Here is an 18,672-nt window from a genome sequence, read left to right on the forward strand (position 1 = left end):
TATGGCGCCGGCAATGTTTTTGTCGCTGCGGCCGGTCAGGCGTCACGCACCGATCGCCGCAGCAGCGGTGACACGCGTCATCGCGCGCACGAGGACACGGCAGACACCAGCATTCGCGTGCTGGCTATGTCCGGCACATGTTTCGGGGCCGCCCCTGGACGGGAGAAAGCCGTGTTGTCGAGAGTGCCCTTTCCGGTCCGTTTTCCCATTCCCGCCCCGATCGTGGCCTTGGCTCTGGCCTGCGGCCTGGTCCTGGCACCGGCCCCGGCGGCCCTGGCCCAGGCAGAGCCCCAGGCTCAGGATAGCCAGGCCCAGACCAGTCAGGCCCAGACCAGTCAGGCCCAGACCAGTCAGGCCACGCCTTCCGCCGCTCCCACGGTGGCCGTGCCGCAGGTTGCCGGGCCGGGGCTACCAACCTTGAGCAATGCCGACGGCAATCTTGCCCAGCGGCTGATCACCGGCAGCCAGGCCACCCGTTGCCGGCCCGGCCGCAGCGCCGATGGCGCGATCGTGGTCTGCGGCGGCGCCGAAGCGCGGGAGAAGGAGCGCCTGCCGCTGCGCGACCAGACTGATACCGCGCAATCGACCAACGATGGCCTGCCCCGCGCGCCCAATGTATTTGGCATGGCGCCGTGCAAGGGCAATGGCGCCTGCGTCGGCTTTGGCAGCGTGCCGCCGCCGATGTATTACTTCGATATCACCGCCCTGCCGCCGCCGCCGCCCGGATCGGATGCCGATCGCATCGCCAAGGGCGAAATCCGCGCACCCTGAGCGCTGCTGGTCGCTGGATATGAAAAGGGCCTGGAAAGCGATGCTTTCCAGGCCCTTTTCAGTTTGTCGGCGGCTTGCGGGCCCTACTCGTCGAGGATCGGCAGGACCACGGGCGGCTCGGTCAGGCAGGGGGAGTCGCACAGCAGGGCCATGGCCCGGCCGATCGCGCTTTCCGGGCCATCGTGCGTCACCATGTGCACCAGCACCGTATCGGCATCGCCGGCAGCCAGGCCCGGGGTGCCCTTCTGGATCAGGCTTTCGATCGAAACCCCGGCGTCACGCATCGCGGCGGTGATCTCGGCCAGCGCGCCGGGACGGTCTGCCACGTTGAAGCGGATATAGGCGCTGCCGATGCGATCGCCGGTCTCGGCCGGCGGGGCCTCGCCCAGTTCGGCCACGGGGATGGAGAACGGCGTGCCGATATCGCCCCGCGCAATGTCGATCAGGTCGGCAACCACGGCGCTGGCGGTCGGTCCGTCGCCGGCCCCGGCACCCTGGAACAGCAGGCGGCCGACAAAGTTGCCTTCGGCCACCACGGCGTTGGTGGCGCCATCGACATGGGCCAGCGGGTGGTCACGGTGCACCAGGTGCGGCTGCACGCGCTGCACCAGGCGGCGCTGGCCGCTGGCGTCCACTTCGGTATCGGCCATGCCGATCAGGCGGATGTAATAGCCCAGCACATCGGCCTGGGCGATATCGGCGGCAAGCAGGCGGCGGATGCCGCGCGTCGTCACGCTCTTGAAATCCATCCGCGTGCCGAACGCCACGCTCGACAGGATCGCCAGCTTGTGCGCGGCATCGATGCCGTCGATGTCGAACGTGGGATCAGCTTCGGCATAGCCCTTGGCCTGGGCTTCGGCGAGCACGTCGGCAAAGTCGCGGCCGGTATCCTCCATGGTCGAGAGGATATAGTTGCAGGTGCCGTTGAGGATGCCATAGACGCGCTTGATATCGTTGGCGGCCATGCCTTCCTTGAGGCTCTTGATCACCGGGATGCCGCCGGCCACGGCCGCCTCAAACTTGAGCGCGGCATCGGCCTTTTCGGCCAGCGCGGCCAGTTCCAGGCCATGGTGGGCGATCATCGCCTTGTTGGCGGTGACCAGGTCCTTGCCGGCAGCCAGCGTATTGCGCGCCAGGGTCAGCGCCGGGCCGTCAGACCCGCCGACCAGTTCGACCACCACGTCCACGTCGGGCCGGGCGGCCATCGCGGTCATGTCGTCTTCCCAGGCATAGCGCGACAGGTCCACGCCGCGGTCCTTGCTGCGATCGCGGGCGGCCACGGCCACGATCTCGATCCGCCGCTCGGCCCGGCGGGCGATGAGGTCGGCATTGGTTTCGATCAGCCGGATCACGCCACCGCCAACGGTGCCCAGGCCGGCGAGCGCGATGCGCAAGGGTTCGCTCATGGTCTTCCCACTTCTCGTCTTGTTCTCTGGCCGGTGCCCTAGTTCAGCACCGGCCAAAAGGCCAGCATCACTGCGCAGTTCTCAGTGCGGCGGGCGATTGCGCGTGCAGGGGCCCAGCTCGCGGATCACCTGGGCATAGTCCTCGCTGGCGATCTGGCGATCGTCGGCCGTGCCGCTGATCACGCTGCGGGGCGGCAGCTCGGGCGGCAGGGCGCAGGCCAGGCGATACCATGCCAGGGTTTCGGGCTGGGGCGGCTTGGCCGATTGGTCGACGATCTCGGAGAAGCTCACGCCCCAGGTGGTTCGTTCGCCGGGGCGGCGCAGGATCGAGAGCGAGGCAGGCTTGCCATCGGGGGTGGAGAGGAACACCTGTGTTTCGCCCTCGCCGGTCAGGTTGCCGGGCACGTGCATGGTCTCGCGCACCCCGGTGATCACCGGCGGCTGGCCGTGGTTGACCAGTTCGGTCAGGATCGGGCGCAGCCGCGCTTCCAGCTCGGGCGTCCAGGGCAGCATCGCATCGGGCGACACCAGCTTGAGCTCGCCCGGACGGCCGTTGACCGGATCGGCCAGCAGCAGCACCGGCATCTTGCGCAGTTTGGGCACCTTGCCCCGCGCATCGAGCGGCACGTCGGCCAGGAAGCTGAGCGTATCGGCAATGTCGGGGCCGACCAGCAGGGCGGTGGTGCGCGCCTCTATATAGAGGCGCACCTTGCCCGGCGCGACATCGGCAGACAGTGCCGGATTGATTTTGGAAACCGCGGTGATTTCTGCCTTGGCCACGATGTGCGCGGGCAGGGCAAGGTCGACAAGATCGGCATAGGTCAGCGCCGGAGCGTCAAGAGTGCGAATCATGGGCGGCGCCGATTGTGCGTGCAGGGGCGCCGAAATGCTTGCAAACACCAGCATGCCAGCGACAAAATTTCGCATCGGATGCGCGGATTTGGGCATATTCCTCCTTCCGTGCGGCGCAGCGCCGCAAAATTGCTAAGATTTCCTTGCGATTGCGGGACGCATCGCTGAATCATGGCTTAACCGATAAAGCATTTGCGCCCTTATAGGTTCGGCGTTAAAGCTCCCGATCGTTCGGGCAAACAAAAAACCAAGTCCGAACCATGCCGCCGCCGGGCCCTCTGCGTCCGATGTCGGCGGTCCGGGTTGTTCGGCAGGGTGGAATGAAATCGCTGGATTGTCTCGTCGGCCGGAACGGTGATTCCGGGCGTCGGTCCTTTTCGGGCGCGATTGGCGTTGTCCTGTGGGCGATGTGTCGGGCTTGGCTAGGACGTTCAGGAGTAATGGAGCTGAATGGCATACGCTGACCAACAGATGAGCGGTAACAAGATCACCGCGCTCATCATCGTTGCTGTTCTTCATGTCGTCGTGGGGTATGCGCTGGTCACCGGCCTTGCCTACTCGGCGTTCAAGAAGATCAAGGACGTGACCACCGCGGTCAAGATCGAAGAGGAAAAGCCGAAGGAGCCGCCACCGCCGCCCCCGAAGCAGCCTGATCAACCGCCGCCACCGATCGTTGCGCCGCCGCCGCCGATCAACCTGAATCTGGCTCCTCCGCCGATTCAGGCTGTGACGACGCCGCCGCCGGTCGCACCGCCGCCGACTCCGGTCGTGCTGCCTCCGGCTCCGCCGGCTCCCCCGGCCCCGCCGCCGCCGCCGCCGCCGGTTCCCGGCACGCCGCGTGGCAACCCGGGTGACTGGGTGACGTCGAACGACTACCCCTCGCGCGCACTGCGTGAAGGCGCCGAAGGGACGACCGGCTTCCGTCTGGAATATGACGCCAGCGGCCGGCCAACCAACTGCTCGGTTACGCGCTCTTCGGGCAACCAAGAGTTGGACGCTGCAACGTGCCAGAACCTGATGCGCCGTGCGCGCTTCAAGCCCGGCACCCAGAACGGCCAGCCGGTCGGCAGCACGTACAGCAGTTCGGTGCGTTGGCAGATCCCGAAGGATTGATGATCTCCATCACCCCTTCGGATATGCCATCGTCCATGCGCAGCCTTTTGCACTTGCTATCGAATTCTTGAGAGGAAGACCCGAATGTTTATCCAGACGCTTGCCGCTGCTGCGGCCAATGCCGCGCCGCAGAACAAGTTCGGCTTCGTTGAAGCCCTGCAGGCTGGCGGTTTCATTTCGTACGCCACGGTGACCATCCTGGGCATCATGTCGTTCGGCTCGTTCTTCATCCTGTTCACCAAGTACTTCGAACAGGCGAAGATCCTTGGCCAGTACAAGGCGCTCGCCAACTTCTGGCGCGCCCCCACCCTGCGCGAAGGCGCTGCCAAGCTGGACAAGAACAGCGCATGGCGCCAGCTCGTCGACGACGGCATCGCCGCTGAAGACCAGCACGCCAAGATGACCGACTCCCTGGAAGCCCATGACTGGCTGCACGGTTCGCTCGCTCGCTCGGAAGCTTCGATCAACGCTCGCCTCGCTGGCGGCCTGCCCTTCCTCGCCACCGTGGGCGCCACCGCGCCGTTCATCGGTCTGTTCGGTACCGTGGTCGGCATCTACCGCGCTCTGATCGCCATCGGCCTTGCCGGTTCGGCCTCGATCGACAAGGTCGCGGGTCCGGTCGGTGAAGCTCTGATCATGACCGCGCTGGGTCTGCTCGTCGCCGTGCCGGCCGTGCTTGCCTACAACTGGCTGCAGTCGCGCAACAAGAAGATCGCCGAGCTGCTCCAGGGCTTCTCGACCGACGTTCTTGCCAACATCACCTCGAAGGGCGCCGTGAAGCCCGCCGTTGGTCCGGCTCCGGCCGCCAAGCCGGCTGCCCCGGTTGCTGCTCCGGTCAAGAAGTAAGCTGTCACCCCAAGGCCGGCAGCAATCCTGTCGCCGGCCTTGTCCGCAGAACGCGGGTCATGGCCAGGGCGGCCCTTTCAAGCCCACACCCTGGCCCCTCCCGCGGCTTCAATCGGATAGGATGTAACCAATGGCAATGTCTGTAGGCGGCGCTGGCGGAGAAGAACGCCCGATGTCGGACATCAACACCACGCCGCTCGTGGACGTGATGCTGGTGCTGCTGATCATCTTCCTCATCGCGGTGCCGGTCGCGATCCAGACCATCGAAAAGCTCAAGGTTCCCGTCCTTGCCTCGGAAGAAACCCAGGACAAGGTGGAAAACCTGCTTCTCGCTGTTGTGGCGACCGACGCGAATGGCCGTAGCCCGCGCGAACCGGGCTATCAGGGCTCTTCTCGCAACGGCGAATGCCGCGTCTATTTCAACAACGTGACTCCGGTGGACAACACCGAGCTGTACAAGCAGGCTTTCGATCGTCTCGACGCGATCGTGAAGCGTGAAGGCGGCGCGGCCAACATGGACCCGGAAAAGATCCCCGAAGTGCACATCCGTGGCGACGTCAATGTTCCGTGGAAGTGTGTCGCCGGTGCGATCTACAACGTGCAGGCTGCGGGCTATCCCAAGGTCGGCTTCATCTCCACCCCGGTCGATCCCAACGGCTAACGCCTGACGGACACCGTCCGGGGCGTGTCCTTCGGGGCACGCACGGCGAACAGGAGTAAAACCCATGGCAATGAGCGGCGGCAAGGACGATGGCGCGCCGATGATGGAAATGAACACGACGCCGTTGATCGACGTCATGCTCGTGCTCCTCATCATGTTCATCATTACCATCCCCGTGGCCACGCACTCGGTCAACGTGAACCTGCCGCAGGCGACCCCGCCTACGAACATGCCTCACGTTGACCCGGTGAAGAACAAGCTGATCCTGACGCAGACCGGTCAGATCCTCTGGAATGGCTCGACCATTACCGAAGGCAACCTGATCTCGCTGCTGCAGGCGACCAAGGCGATGAATCCGGAACCGGAACTGCAGTTCCAGCCGGAAGCCTATGCCAGCTATGAAACGGCCAACCGACTGCTGAAGGACATCACCGAATCCAAGGTGACCAAGTTCGGCTTCGTCGGGAACGAAAACTACGCCACCTTCGGCAAGGCGGCGCAGTAAGCCCTAACCGGCCCGTTTCCTCCGGCTGCCACGCCGGAAACCAGATCAAGGGGCGGAGTGATCCGCCCCTTTTTCTTTGCCCGCGCCCCAGGCGGCCCGCCGGCGTTACGCCGGTCAGAGGATTTCGAATACTTTCTCCTTGGGCCGACACAGGCGCACGCCCTTGTCGGTTTCCACCAGCGGGCGTTCGATCAGCTTGGGCTCCGCCACCATCGCAGCCAGCACCGTGGCGTCATCTGCCTGGGGCAGGCCGCGCTCGGCCGCGTCGGTGCCGTTGAGGCGCAGGCCCTGTTGCGGGGTGATGCCGGCATCGCGATAGAGCTGCTCCAGTTTGTCCGCGCTCGGCGGGGTCTTGAGATATTCAATCACCGTCACCTGCGCGCCAGCCTCGTGAAGCAGGGCCAGCGTATTGCGCGACGTGCCACAGGCGGGATTGTGCCAGATCGTGGCATGCATGGTCGTTCTCCTTGAAACGCGAAGGGTCAGTAGCCGCCGGTGGTCGCCGTGCGCGGCGCTGGCAGGCGGATTGGGGGTTCCTGGCCGCGCAGGATGCGCCCGGCGCGCTGGACCGCGCGCACCAGCCGGGGTTGGACGCCGCAGCGGCAGACGTAGGGCAGCGCGGCGGTGATATCGGCTTCGGCCGGATCGGCATTGTGGGCCAGCAGGGCGGCGGCGGCCATGACCAGGCCGGGTGTGCAAAAGCCGCACTGGATCGCCTGTTCGGCGGCAAAGGCCTGCTGCACCGGGTGGTTGCGATCGGGTGAGAGCCCTTCGATCGTTGTCACGCTGCGGCCCTCGGCCTCGCCCAGCGACAGCGTGCAACTGGGCATCGCCTGGCCATCGACCATCACCGTGCAGGCGCCACACTCCCCCGTGCCGCAGCCGTATTTCGTGCCGGTCAGATTGGCGGCATCACGCAGCGCCCACAACAGCGGCGTGTCATCGGGCAGGCGAATGTCGAGCGGCTGGGCATTGATGGTAAGGCTGGCCATGGCACCCGGTTATAGTGCCGGCGCGGCCAGGCTCAATGCTGCGCGGCAAGGGCCAGCAGCAAGGCATCGACCACCGGCGTGGCGCTGGTCCCATCGGGCAGATCGTTGACCAGCGCGGCAAAGGCCAGGGTATGGCCAGCGGCGGTCGGCAGGAAGCCGGCAAGGGCCTGCGTGCCCAGCAAGGTGCCGGTCTTGGCGCGTAGCTTGCCCTCTAACGGGGTGGCTTTCAGCCGTGCCTTGAGCGTACCGGTCTGCCCGGCGACGGGAAACCCCGCGATCCAGTCTGAACCCCACTGCTGCGCCTGCCCCCAGCGCAGCAGCAGCGCCAGTGCGCGCGGGGTAACGCGGTTGTAGGTCGACATGCCCGAGCCATCATAGAGGCTGACACTGCCCGGCGGCAGGCCGGCCGCTTGCAGCGCCGCCATCCGCGCGGTGATGCCATCGGCCACCGTGCCAGAGGCGGCAAGGCGCCGCAGCAGCAGTTCGGCATGGAGGTTCTGGCTTTGCCGCAAGGTCAGCGCCACATCCTCGCGCAAGGGCGGGGGCACCAGCCGCGCCAGCACCGGCGGCTCGGCCGGCACGGCGCCATCGCGATGGCGGGCCAGGGTGCTGCCGCGCACCTTCACGCCGCGTGCCACCAGCATCCCGCGCAGCACCCATGCTGCCCGCGCTGCCGGATCGGCCAGGGCCAGGGGTATGCGCCAGGTCTTGCCGGCGGGAACCACGCCATCGATGCGCCAGGCGTCTGACCCCGGCAGGGTGCGGCGGGTGAGGGCAGGCTGATCGCCGGTGCCGATGCGCACGGTACCGCTGATGGTGAGACCTGCTGGCGGGGTTATCCGGACGGGGCTGTCGGCTGTGCCAGCGGCTGTCGCGTCGATCGCGGCCACCGCGATATTGTCATCCAGCGTGAGCGCGGAAATCGCCGTGCCCGAGGGCGTGGCCATGTTGTCCCAGCTCATGCCCGAGGGCCAGCGTTCGTCCGCCATGGCGCGATCATCACCGATCACCGCGCCGACCTGGCGCGTGCGCGCCGCCACGGCATCGGCCAGGGTGGCCAGGCAATCGACCGCGCAATCGGGCGCAGAAGACAGGCGCGCGTCGCCATGCCCGCGCAAGATCACGTCGGGCCGGTCGGCGCGGCCTTCCAGGGAAACACTCGCACCGCCGGTGGTATCGGGCTGATCGGCGGCGGGCAGCAGCGCCAGGGCCGCCGCGGTGGTGAACAGCTTGGTGGTAGAGGCTGGCACCATGCGCGCGTCGGCATTGCGCGCGGCGACCACCGCCCCGGTTTCATCGATGGCGATCAGGCCGATGCGCGCCCCTGCGGGCAGCCCGGCGAGGATCGGCTCCAGGTTATCGCCGGCCTGGCCATGGGCCACCGGCGCCAAGCCCAGCAGCACCACGGCCAGGGCAGGGCGCCAGCCGCGCATCAGTTGGCCGGCCAGTTGTCGATCAGGCGGGCCTTGCCCAGGTGTGCGGCCACCAGCACGCGCGCCGGGCGGCTGCCCAGCGCATCGAGCAGGTCGAGCGTTTCAGCGTCGCGCAGTTCGGCATAGTCGACACGGGCAAAGCCGCCGCGCAGCAGCGTGGTGCGCAGGGTTTCCAGGGCGGCATCGGCATCGCCCCCGGCACGCAGGCTGGCGATCGCAGTCTCGATCGCGCGGGGCAGGGCGGCGGCCTGGCTGCGTTCGGCGGGCGTGAGGTACTGGTTGCGGCTGCTCAGCGCCAGGCCATCGGCCTCGCGCACGGTGGGTACGCCGATGATCGCGTCGGCACGCGGCAAGGCCAGATCAAGATCGCGCGCCATGCGGCGGATGATCGCCAGCTGCTGCCAGTCCTTTTCCCCGAACAGCGCGAAATCGGGCTGCACCTGGTTGAACAGCTTGCACACCACCGTGGCCACGCCATCGAAATGGCCGGGCCGGGCCGCGCCACACAGCGGCTCGTCAAGGCCGGCCACCGAAACGGTCGTGGCAAAGCCCTGGGGATAGACTTCGGTGGGCGTGGGGGCCCAGAGGATATCCACCCCTTCGGCCTCCAGCAGCGCGGCATCGGTTTCCAGCCGGCGGGGATAGGCGTCGAAATCTTCGCCGGGGGCGAATTGGCGCGGATTGACGAAGATCGACACCGCCACGGCATCGGCGAGATGGCGCGCCCGGCGCACCAGCGTGAGGTGCCCTTCGTGCAGCGCGCCCATGGTTGGCACCAGGGCCAGGGTTTTTTCCCCTGTTTTGGATGCAGCGACGGCCGCGCGCAGGTCGTCCAGGCGATAGATGGTTTGCACGCCGGGTGCCTCTCCTTTAAGCCGGGGCAACAACCGGCCGCGCGGCGGGGTTTCCCCTAGCCGTGGTGAACCGGGTGTTCAAGCGTTCGGTTAACCGCCCCAGATCGAGAGAGAGCCCGCGTGTCGACAGGTCCCCATCGCATCGTTTTCGCCAACGAAAAGGGCGGCACCGGCAAATCGACCACCGCCGTCCACGTGGCCGTGGCCCTGGCCTATCAGGGGGCGCGGGTCGCCGCGATCGACCTCGACAATCGCCAGGCAACGCTCAACCGCTATCTCCAGAACCGCGACGAGACAGCGCGCCGCCGCCAGATCCCGCTGCCCAACGCCACCCACGTGGTGTTCAACGATACCACGCCCGAGGCGCTGGACGCGGTGGTGGCCGATCTTTCGCAGGATCATGATTTCCTGATCTTCGATACGCCGGGCCGCGATGACCCACTGGCCCGCCACGTGGCCACCAGCGCCGATACCCTGGTGACCCCGCTCAACGACAGCTTCGTCGACTTTGACCTGATCGGCCAGGTCGACGCCGAAACCTTTCGCGTGCGGCGCCTGTCGTTCTATGCCGAGCTGATCTGGGAAGCGCGCAAGAAGCGCGCCATGGCCACGATCCGCGATGCCCGGCGCGAGATGGACTGGGTGGTGGTGCGCAACCGCACCCAGCATGTGGAAGCGCGCAACCAGAAGCGCATCGACCAGGCACTCAACGAGCTGTCCAAGCGCGTGGGCTTCCGCATTTCCAATGGCCTGTCGGAACGCGTGATCTATCGCGAGCTGTTTCCCAGCGGCCTCACGCTGCTCGACAAGGGGCACCTGGGCGAACTGGGCACCAGCCACCTCGTAGCGCGCCAGGAATTGCGCACCCTGGTGGCCGGGCTCAACCTGCCGCCGGCCAATCACCGCACCGCTTCTGGCCAGGCGACCCCGATGGTCGACGTCGCGTGACCAAGCTGCTGTTGCTGGCGGCGCTGGTCTGCGTGGCGGTCAAGGCGCTGACCCAGCGCTGGCCATGGGAACTGGGCCAGCGCGACACGCGTTCGATTGCGGAAACCCGGGCGCGCAATCTCCTGGGCGTGGGGAACGATGCGAGGCGCGAACAGATCATCGAGGCGCATCGCCGCCTTCTGGCCATGGTCCACCCCGATCGCGGCGGCAGCAACGAAGCGGTGCACGAAGCCAACGCCGCGCGCGACCTGCTGCTGGCCCGGCTGGTCGATCGGCGCTGAGCCGGCGCACGGCAGCGCTGCAACACGGCCGGAGGGCAGGCCATGAATCACAGCTTTGATCCCACGATCCTGCGCGAATACGATGTGCGCGGCGTATTCGGCGAAAGCCTGGGCGCCGATGATGCCCGTGCCATCGGGCGCTGCTTTGGCACGCAGGTGGTGCGCGCGGGCGGCGGCGCAGTGGTGGTGGGCATGGATGGCCGCGTCAGTTCGCCGATCCTGGAGCATGCCCTGGTCGAAGGCCTGAGCGCGAGCGGCGCCGATGTGGTGCGGATCGGCCTTGGCCCCACGCCGATGCTCTATTTCGCGGCGCTGACGCTGCCCGGCGTGGCTGCGGGCATCCAGATCACCGGTAGCCACAACCCCGCCCATCACAACGGTTTCAAGCTGGTGCGCGATGGCCAGCCCTTTTTCGGGGAGGCGATCCAGGATCTGGGGCGCCAGGCGCAGGCCGGCGATTGGGACAGCGGCACCGGCACGGTGCGCAGCGTCACCGTGCTCGATGCCTATGTCGATCGCCTGCTCAAGGGACTCGACGGGATCGACCGCGCCAGTCTGGCCGGGCTGAGCATGGCGTGGGACGCTGGCAATGGCGCCGCCGGGCCAGTGCTGGAACGCCTGGTGGCGCGTCTGCCGGGGCAGCACCGGCTGCTGTTTACGGAGGTGGATGGCACCTTTCCCCATCACCACCCCGATCCCACGGTGGAGGAAAACCTGGCCGATCTGCGCCAGATAGTGGTGCGGGACGGCTGCGATTTTGGCGTGGCGTTCGATGGCGATGCCGATCGCATCGGCGCGGTCGATGGGCTGGGCCGGTTGATCTGGGCCGATCAGATCGTGATGATCCTGGCGCAAGACCTGCTCGCCCGTCGTCCCGGCGCGCTGGTGCTGGGTGATATCAAGACCGGGCGGGCCCTGTTCGACCGGGTACGGGCGCTGGGCGGGCAGGCGCAGATGTGGAAATCGGGCCATTCGCACATGAAGACCCGCCTGCGCGAAAGCGGTGCGCTGCTGGCGGGCGAAATGAGCGGCCACGTTTTCCTGGCCGATGACTGGTATGGCTTTGACGATGGCATCTATGCCGCGATCCGCCTGATCGCGGCTGCGGCGCGGCTGGGCCAGTCGATCAACGACCTGCGCGGCGCGATGCCCGATACGATCGCCACGCCCGAATTGCGCTTTGCCGTGGATGAAGCGCGCAAGTTTACCGCGGTGGACGAGGTGAAAGCACGGCTTGAGGCGCAAGGCGCCGATATGGTGGCGATCGATGGCGTGCGCGTGACCACGCCCGATGGCTGGTGGCTGCTGCGCGCCTCGCATACCCAGGCCGTGCTGGTGGCGCGGGCGGAAAGCGAAAGCGAGGCAGGGCTGGCCCGCCTGATGCAGCAGATCGACACGCAACTGGCGCTGTCGGGCCTGGCCCGCACGGAACAAGTGCCGCATTGAAACGGACCCGTTCCGTTTTCTGGCGCGATCGCAGCGCCATGCCAGGTTGATCTGAACGTGATTGGAGCGGGTATCGTCTTGCCATCGTCGCCCTCGCCCGGCCATGATCGCGCTATGGCAACGGGCACGCGCGCATGATCATCGGGATTGACCTTGGCACCACCAATTCGGCCGTGGCGCTGTGGGATGGAGAGGCGGCGCAACTGGTGCCCAATGCGCTGGGGCAGATGCTGACGCCATCGGCGGTGTCCGTCCTGCCCGATGGCACCACGCTTGTCGGCCAGGCCGCGCTGGAGCGGATGGCCGCCAAGGATGGCGTCACCCAGGTCAGCTTCAAGCGCTACATGGGCACCGACCACAAGCTCAAGCTGGGACGCAACACGTTCAGCGCCGAAGAGCTTTCCGCCTTGGTCCTCGCCAGCCTGCGCGATGACGTGGCCGCGCAGACCGGCACCGTGCCGACCGAGGCGGTGATCACCGTGCCGGCCTATTTCAACGACAAGCAGCGCAAGGCGACGCGCCGCGCCGGTGAGCTGGCCGGCCTATCGGTGCGCCGCCTGATCAACGAGCCGACGGCGGCGGCGCTGGCGTTTGGCCTTGCCAGCCGGGGCGAGCATGAGCCGTTTCTGGTGTTCGACCTGGGCGGGGGCACGTTCGACGTCTCGATCGTGGAGATGTTTGCCGGCATTGTCGAGGTGCGCGCCTCTGCCGGGGACAACCGCCTGGGTGGCGACGATTTCAACGCGGCGCTGGCTGGCGCAGTGCGGGCGCGGCTCGATCCCGATGGCCTGCTCGACCGGCTCAATCCCGAACACGCCCGCGCCTTGCTGCTCCAGGCAGCCGAACGCACGCGCCGCGTGCTGTCTGACACGGGCGAGGCGGAACTGGCGCTGACCGTGGCCGAGCAGCGGCTTGCGACCCGCGTCAGCGCGGCCGATCTGGAAACGGCGGCCGAACCCTTGCTGCGCCGCCTGCGCGATCCGGTGGTGCGTGCCCTGCGCGACAGCCAGATCGATACGGCCAGCCTGTCAGAGGTGGTGCTGGTCGGCGGGGCCACGCGCATGCCGGTGGTGCGCAAGGCGATCACGCGGCTGTTCGGCCGCTTTCCCAATTCCACCGTGCATCCCGATCACGCCGTGGCGCTGGGCGCGGCGATCCAGGGCGGGTTGATCGCCCGCGATGGCGGGCTGGACGAAGTGCGCATCACCGATGTCTGCCCGTTCACCCTGGGCGTGGACCGCAGCGAGCGCGATGGCCGTGGCGGCATTGTCAGCGGCCTGTTCACCCCGATCATCGAGCGCAATACCCCCGTGCCGGTCAGCCGGGTGCATTATTTCCAGACGATGGGCGACAACCAGCGGCGGGTGGAATTCGGCATCTACCAGGGCGAGGCGCGCGAGGTTTCGGGCAATGTGCGGCTGGGGGCGGTGGATATAGCCGTGCCGCCGCGCCCGGCGGGCGACGTGCAGGTGGACGTGCGCTTCAGCTATGACAGTTCCGGCCTGCTGGAGGTGGACGTGTCCATCCCCCTTACCGGGGAAAGCCGCAATGTGGTGTTCGTGGACGAGGAGGATCGCAAGGATGACGCGGAACTCGACCGTCGCCGCCGTGCCCTGGCCGCGCTGAAAGTTCACCCGCGCGAGGACGCCGGCAACCAGGCCCTGCTCGCCCGGGCAGAGCGCATGTGGGAGGATCACCTGGGCGATGTGCGCACGGTGATCGGCCAGTGGATCATCGCGTTCCAGTCTGCGCTGGAAAGCCAGGACCATCGCGCCATTGCCCAGGCCCATGCCGACCTTGCCGCCCGGCTCGACAGCCTGGACGCGGAGATGCCACTGTGATTGACGGCGCCTGGGGCCGCCTGGGCATCGCGCCAACACCCGATCAGGGCGCGATCCGCCGCGCCTATGCCGATGCGCTGCGGGCGATGGAGGTGGACGCCGATGTTGCCGGCTTTGCCGCGCTACGCCAGGCGCGCGATACGGCTTTGGCCTGGGCGCGCAGCCAGGCGGCGCAGGCCAGTGCGCCCGATGCGCCGGGCGATCCCGCCGCGCTGCCCGTGGCGATGGAAGACGAGCGCGCAACAGCGGCAGAGGCGGCTGACGATACCCCGCCGGGCACCTGGCCCCACGCCGCGCCCCGGCTGGACGGGCATGCCGACACAGGCACCGTACGTGCCGGGCACGACCATGGCCACGATGCGCTGGTGCCGGCTTTGCCGTTTGCGCCGGCGCGCGGTCCGGCCGATGATCAGTTCGTGGTGCAGCGACCCACCTTGGCAGCGATCGTTCTGGCCGGGGCAGCCGATGCGCCGGGGGTAAGCCTTGGGCGCCAACAACCCCAAACGCGCGCCGACCATGCCTTGCATGACCTGCTGCTCGCCGGGCCGGGCACCGAGTTTGGCCTGACCGCAGACGATCGCGCGGCCGCCCTGGCTCTGCTCGATCGGCTGATCGCCCAGGCCGATGCCGGCGGGGTGGACCTGTGGTCCTGCACCGAGGAATGGCTCGCCGAAACCCTGGCGCGTAGCTGGCCGCGCGCGGCGCCGCTGCTCGACCGCGCCGCGCAGGCGTTCGGCTGGGCCGATCGGCCGGCGACCACGGGCGATTCGCCGGCTGTGGCGTTCCTGATCTCGCGCCTGGGCAGCCAGCCGCTGGTGCGCACGGCCCACCCGCCGCAAGACGCGTTGTTCGTCGCGCTGATGCCCGAGGGTGGCAGCGAGGCGCCGCTTGACGGGGTGGAGGAAGCGGCGGCGCTTGCGCATCTGCAAACCCTGCTGGGCGAGGCGCACATGGCCCAGGTGGAACGATCGGAAGAGATCGAAACCTGGCTGGCTGATCTGCTCGCGCAATCTTGGCCGCGTTCTGCCCCGCTGCTGGAACCGGCGGCGCAGGCTCTTGGCTGGGAACGGGAACGCGGCACGCTGAACGAGCGGCCGGTGATCGCCTTCCTCAACGCGCGGCTGCGCGGCCTGCGCTTTGCCCGCAAGGTGCAGGACAAGGCCCACCCGCTGCACAGGGCCTGGGCCGAACTGACCCGGACGGGCACGCGCAAGGGCCTGTTCGTGTCGCGGCGCCAGGTGCGCCAGCTGATCGATGGCGTGCGCAGCAATTTTCCCGAGCTGGAACAGCACTTCAATCCTGTCCTCGTCGCCGCGTGGGAGCCGCAGGCCAGTGGCAGCGGCGGTATCGGCAGGAACTTTGGCTGGATCGCGATCGTGCTGATCGGGCTGGTGCGCATGGTCATTGCTATTGCCGATTACGGGCAGGACCACCCGGCGTCAGCGCCTCCGGCTGCCTACGAAGCCAGTGCTCCTGCCGCGCCGGGACAGGCGCCCAATGCCCCCTTTGATCCGGCGGCCGACCCGCTGCTGGCCGATGTGGTCCACCAACTGTTCGGGCCAGGCATGTCTTATGCCGATCTGCGTAAGGCCAATCCCAACTTCGCCGGCACGATCAATGCCAATCGGCATCTCACCGCCGACCCCGGCGAACTCGCACACCAGGGCCAGGTGGTGCTGACCCAGCGGTTGCTCTATGCGCGCGCCCACGCCGGGCCGGCGCGGCTTGACGCCTTGGCGCGCTGGCGCCTCGACATGCTGATGGCAGCAAAAGCCGATGGACCAGAGACCTGCCTCAAGGTCTACCACTGGGAGGATCTGCCCAAGGGTTCGGCCTTGACCGGAGCCGCGCTGGAACGGCAGCAGAAGTTGGCGCGGACACTGCTGGCATCGGGCGAAATCGATGCGCCCCAGCCCGATGGCTACACCCGTAGCTATAACATTCCGGGGCCGATCATCGCCCAGATCATCCAGACGACCGGTCTTCCCGAAGGCGCGGTGCGGCGCGCATTCAACGGGGAGGGATTGCCCGCTACGGTCTGTACGGTGCAGATCGCGTTGCTCAAGGCCGCGCTGAACTGGAAAGGCACCGAGCGCCAGCCGATTTTGCGCTTGCTGTGAAGGCGCTCCGCCTCTCGCAGCGGCGGGGCAGCCTACCTATCTTATGACGATGGCCATGATCCCGCCCGAAATCGAAAACTGGTTTGCCGGGCGTGGCTGGCGGGTGCGGCGGCACCAGGCCGACATGCTCGCCGCGGCTGACGCGGGGCAGCATGCGTTGCTGGTCGCTGATACCGGCGCGGGCAAGACGCTGGCTGGGTTCATGCCGACGCTGGCGGCGTTCTGCCCCTCGCGCCTGGGCGATGCGCCACCCCCTGACGGCCTGCACACGCTCTATATCTCGCCGCTGAAAGCGCTGGCGCACGATGTGCAGCGCAACCTGTTGACGCCGATCGCCGAAATGGGCCTCAACCTGCGGGTGGAAACGCGCAGTGGCGATACCCCGTCCGATCGCAAGGCGCGGCAGCGGGCCAAGCCACCGCATGTTCTGCTGACCACGCCCGAATCGCTGTCGCTGCTGCTCAGCTATCCCGAGGCCTCTGAAATCTTCGGCGGGCTGAAACGGGTGGTGATCGACGAGATCCATGCCTTTGCCACGGGCAAGCGCGGCGATCTGCTGGCCCTGGCGCTGGGGCGGTTGCAGGCGATCAGCCCCGATCTGCAACGCGCGGCGCTGTCGGCCACCGTGGCCGAGCCCGAAGGCTTTCGCGGCTGGCTGGCTCCGTGGGGGGAGATCGATACCGTTGCCCTGGTCGAGGGCGAAACCGGCGCGCCGCCCGAGGTGGAAATCCTGCTGCCGCAGGAAGAGCGCGTGCCGTGGGGCGGCCATGCCGCCGCCTGGGCCGTGCCGCAGCTGATCGAGATGATCCGCGCCAACCGCGTCACACTGGTGTTCACCAATACGCGCTTTCTCGCCGAATATATCTTTCAGCTGCTGTGGGATGCCAACGAGGGCAACCTGCCGATCGGCATCCACCACGGCTCCCTGTCGGCCGAGGCGCGCCGCAAAGTGGAAGGGGCAATGGCGCGCGGCGAGCTGCGCGCGCTGGTCTGCACCGCCAGCCTCGATCTGGGGGTGGACTGGGGCGATATCGACCTGGTCGTGCAGATGGGCGCGCCCAAAGGCTCATCGCGCCTGTTGCAGCGCATCGGCCGCGCCAACCACCGGCTCGATCAGCCGAGCCGCGCGGTGCTGGTGCCGGGCAACCGCTTTGAATACCTGGAGGCGATGGCCGCGCGCGATGCCGTGCACGAGGGCCAGCGCGATGGCGAGGATTTCCGCCCCGGCGGGCTTGATGTTTTGGCCCAGCATGTGATGGGCTGCGCTTGTGCCGGCCCGTTCGAGGAAGCCGCGCTGCTGCAGGAGGTGCGCGCTTGCCTACCCTATGCCTGGGTGGACGAGGCGGTGTTTGCCCGGGTGCTCGATTTCGTGGCGACCGGCGGCTATTCGCTGCGTGCCTATGATCGCTTTGCCCGGATCGTGCGCGACAAGGCCGGCACCTGGCGGCTGACGCACCCGGAACAGGCGGCGCGGCATCGCCTCAATGCCGGGATCATCGTCGATTCCGAAATGCTCGAGGTGCGCTTTCGCAACGGGCGCTCGCTGGGCAAGGTGGAAGAACATTTCGGCGCGCAGCTGAGCCCGGGCGACACCTTCCGCTTTGCCGGGCTCGACCTGGAAGTGGAAGGCGTGCGCGATCTGGAACTGGTGGTGCGGGCAGCGAAAAAGGCCGGGCAGATCCCCAGCTATGGCGGCGCGCGCATGCCGCTGACAACGCACCTGTCCACCCGTGTGCAGGCGATGCTGGCCAACCGCGGCACCTGGGCGCGGTTTCCCGACGACGTGCGCGAATGGCTGGAAATGCAGGACTGGCGCAGCCGCCTGCCGGCGCCGGGCGAACTGCTGGTGGAAAGCTTTCCCTATCGCGGGCGCGCCTACAGCGTGTTCTATACGTTCGAGGGGTGGAACGCCAACCAGTCGCTGGGCATGCTGATCACCCGGCGCATGGAGGAACTGGACCTGGCGCCGCTGGGCTTTGTGGCCAACGACTATGCCCTGGCGGTGTGGAGCCTGCGCCCGATCACCGATCCCGCGCCGCTGCTGTCGCCCGACATCCTGACTGACGAATTCGTCGACTGGGTGCAGAACTCGCACCTCTTGCGCCGGGCGTTCCGCGAAGTGGCGGTGATTTCCGGCCTGGTGGAGCGGCAGCATCCCGGCAAGCGCAAGAGCGGCAAGCAGGTAACCTTCTCTACCGACCTGATCTATGACGTGCTGCGCAAATACGAACCCGACCACGTGCTGATCGAGGCCGCCTGGGCCGATGCGCGCGCGCGCATGACCGACGTGGGCCGCCTGGCTGACCTGCTCGACCGTTCAGCGGCAGAACTGGTGCATGTGGAACTGGACCGGGTAACGCCGCTGGCCGTACCGGTGCTGGTGATGATTGGGCGCGAAAGCGTGGCCCAGGGCGAGGCCGACGACGAACTGGTGATGGAGGCGGAAAGCCTCGGCGGGCTGGCGATGCGGGCCGATTAGCGGGATTGCGCTCCCTGGGTGGGGGCTTCGACAAGCTCAGCCCGAACGGAATTCCCCGATTGTCTTGCCCTCCCGTTCGCCCTGAGCCTGTCGAAGGGCGGCCAGCGCAACATGAGCCGGCAAG

General features: G+C 67.5%; 17 protein-coding genes. 11 read left to right on the plus strand and 6 right to left on the minus strand.

What is annotated here, in order from left to right; translation table 11 throughout:
- The first annotated feature begins 222 nt into the window (after positions 1 to 222).
- Positions 223 to 771: a hypothetical protein gene (locus tag FHW97_RS19245; protein WP_168353110.1), complete on the plus strand. Its 549-nt coding sequence runs from the start codon at positions 223 to 225 to the stop codon at positions 769 to 771.
- Positions 772 to 854: 83 nt separating this feature from the next.
- Here FHW97_RS19245 and FHW97_RS19250 read toward each other — a convergent pair whose 3' ends face one another.
- Complete coding sequence (locus FHW97_RS19250) at positions 855 to 2,177, minus strand: homoserine dehydrogenase (protein ID WP_022675742.1); 1,323 nt, start codon at positions 2,175 to 2,177, stop codon at positions 855 to 857.
- An 81-nt stretch (positions 2,178 to 2,258) separates the two neighbouring features.
- Positions 2,259 to 3,029, minus strand: coding sequence for a hypothetical protein (locus FHW97_RS19255; RefSeq protein WP_107718762.1), 771 nt, complete (start codon positions 3,027 to 3,029; stop codon positions 2,259 to 2,261).
- 450 nt (positions 3,030 to 3,479) lie between these two features.
- Here FHW97_RS19255 and FHW97_RS19260 point away from each other — a divergent pair, with 450 nt between their 5' ends.
- The 4 genes from FHW97_RS19260 (at position 3,480) to FHW97_RS19275 (ending at position 6,154) form a co-directional block, all read left to right on the plus strand.
- Positions 3,480 to 4,142 (plus strand): energy transducer TonB, encoded by a 663-nt coding sequence (locus FHW97_RS19260; protein WP_022675740.1) that lies wholly within the window; start codon positions 3,480 to 3,482, stop codon positions 4,140 to 4,142.
- An 84-nt stretch (positions 4,143 to 4,226) separates the two neighbouring features.
- Positions 4,227 to 4,988 carry a MotA/TolQ/ExbB proton channel family protein gene (locus FHW97_RS19265; protein ID WP_022675739.1) on the plus strand — a complete coding sequence of 254 codons (762 nt, stop codon included), beginning with the start codon at positions 4,227 to 4,229 and terminating at the stop codon, positions 4,986 to 4,988.
- A 130-nt stretch (positions 4,989 to 5,118) separates the two neighbouring features.
- The gene (locus FHW97_RS19270; RefSeq protein ID WP_082209053.1) at positions 5,119 to 5,649 is read left to right on the plus strand and encodes a biopolymer transporter ExbD; all 531 of its coding nucleotides are present in this window, start codon (positions 5,119 to 5,121) and stop codon (positions 5,647 to 5,649) included.
- 64 nt (positions 5,650 to 5,713) lie between these two features.
- Positions 5,714 to 6,154: a biopolymer transporter ExbD gene (locus FHW97_RS19275; protein WP_028657722.1), complete on the plus strand. Its 441-nt coding sequence runs from the start codon at positions 5,714 to 5,716 to the stop codon at positions 6,152 to 6,154.
- Positions 6,155 to 6,268: 114 nt separating this feature from the next.
- Here FHW97_RS19275 and arsC read toward each other — a convergent pair whose 3' ends face one another.
- From arsC to panC, 4 genes are read right to left on the minus strand one after another with little or no spacing between them, the layout of a single operon-like run.
- Positions 6,269 to 6,610: an arsenate reductase (glutaredoxin) gene (gene arsC / locus FHW97_RS19280; protein WP_171799529.1), complete on the minus strand. Its 342-nt coding sequence runs from the start codon at positions 6,608 to 6,610 to the stop codon at positions 6,269 to 6,271.
- 26 nt (positions 6,611 to 6,636) lie between these two features.
- Positions 6,637 to 7,146 (minus strand): (2Fe-2S)-binding protein, encoded by a 510-nt coding sequence (locus tag FHW97_RS19285; RefSeq protein ID WP_171799530.1) that lies wholly within the window; start codon positions 7,144 to 7,146, stop codon positions 6,637 to 6,639.
- Positions 7,147 to 7,178: 32 nt separating this feature from the next.
- A complete protein-coding gene (gene dacB, locus FHW97_RS19290; RefSeq protein ID WP_171799531.1) occupies positions 7,179 to 8,579 on the minus strand; it encodes a D-alanyl-D-alanine carboxypeptidase/D-alanyl-D-alanine-endopeptidase in 1,401 nt (466 codons plus the stop codon).
- Positions 8,579 to 9,433: a pantoate--beta-alanine ligase gene (gene panC, locus FHW97_RS19295; protein WP_171799532.1), complete on the minus strand. Its 855-nt coding sequence runs from the start codon at positions 9,431 to 9,433 to the stop codon at positions 8,579 to 8,581. Before panC ends, dacB begins: the two co-directional genes overlap by 1 nt.
- Before the next feature lie 120 nt (positions 9,434 to 9,553).
- Here panC and FHW97_RS19300 point away from each other — a divergent pair, with 120 nt between their 5' ends.
- The 6 genes from FHW97_RS19300 (at position 9,554) to FHW97_RS19325 (ending at position 18,548) form a co-directional block, all read left to right on the plus strand.
- On the plus strand, positions 9,554 to 10,381 hold the full coding sequence (locus FHW97_RS19300) for a division plane positioning ATPase MipZ (RefSeq protein WP_171799533.1): 828 nt from the start codon (positions 9,554 to 9,556) through the stop codon (positions 10,379 to 10,381).
- The gene (locus FHW97_RS19305) at positions 10,378 to 10,662 is read left to right on the plus strand and encodes a molecular chaperone DnaJ (protein WP_107718730.1); all 285 of its coding nucleotides are present in this window, start codon (positions 10,378 to 10,380) and stop codon (positions 10,660 to 10,662) included. The genes FHW97_RS19300 and FHW97_RS19305 overlap by 4 nt, the downstream gene beginning before the upstream one ends.
- A gap of 42 nt (positions 10,663 to 10,704) precedes the next feature.
- Entirely contained in the window at positions 10,705 to 12,108 is a 1,404-nt protein-coding gene (gene pgmG, locus FHW97_RS19310) for a phosphoglucomutase/phosphomannomutase PgmG (protein ID WP_171799534.1), read from the plus strand.
- Between the two features lie 134 nt (positions 12,109 to 12,242).
- Complete coding sequence (locus tag FHW97_RS19315; RefSeq protein WP_171799535.1) at positions 12,243 to 13,949, plus strand: Hsp70 family protein; 1,707 nt, start codon at positions 12,243 to 12,245, stop codon at positions 13,947 to 13,949.
- Positions 13,946 to 16,069 carry a hypothetical protein gene (locus FHW97_RS19320; protein ID WP_171799536.1) on the plus strand — a complete coding sequence of 708 codons (2,124 nt, stop codon included), beginning with the start codon at positions 13,946 to 13,948 and terminating at the stop codon, positions 16,067 to 16,069. The genes FHW97_RS19315 and FHW97_RS19320 overlap by 4 nt, the downstream gene beginning before the upstream one ends.
- A 43-nt stretch (positions 16,070 to 16,112) precedes the next feature.
- On the plus strand, positions 16,113 to 18,548 hold the full coding sequence (locus tag FHW97_RS19325; protein ID WP_171799537.1) for a ligase-associated DNA damage response DEXH box helicase: 2,436 nt from the start codon (positions 16,113 to 16,115) through the stop codon (positions 18,546 to 18,548).
- Positions 18,549 to 18,672: the final 124 nt, after the last annotated feature.

The organism is Novosphingobium sp. SG754, assembly GCF_013149315.1.
Classification (GTDB): Bacteria; Pseudomonadota; Alphaproteobacteria; order Sphingomonadales; family Sphingomonadaceae; genus Novosphingobium; species Novosphingobium capsulatum.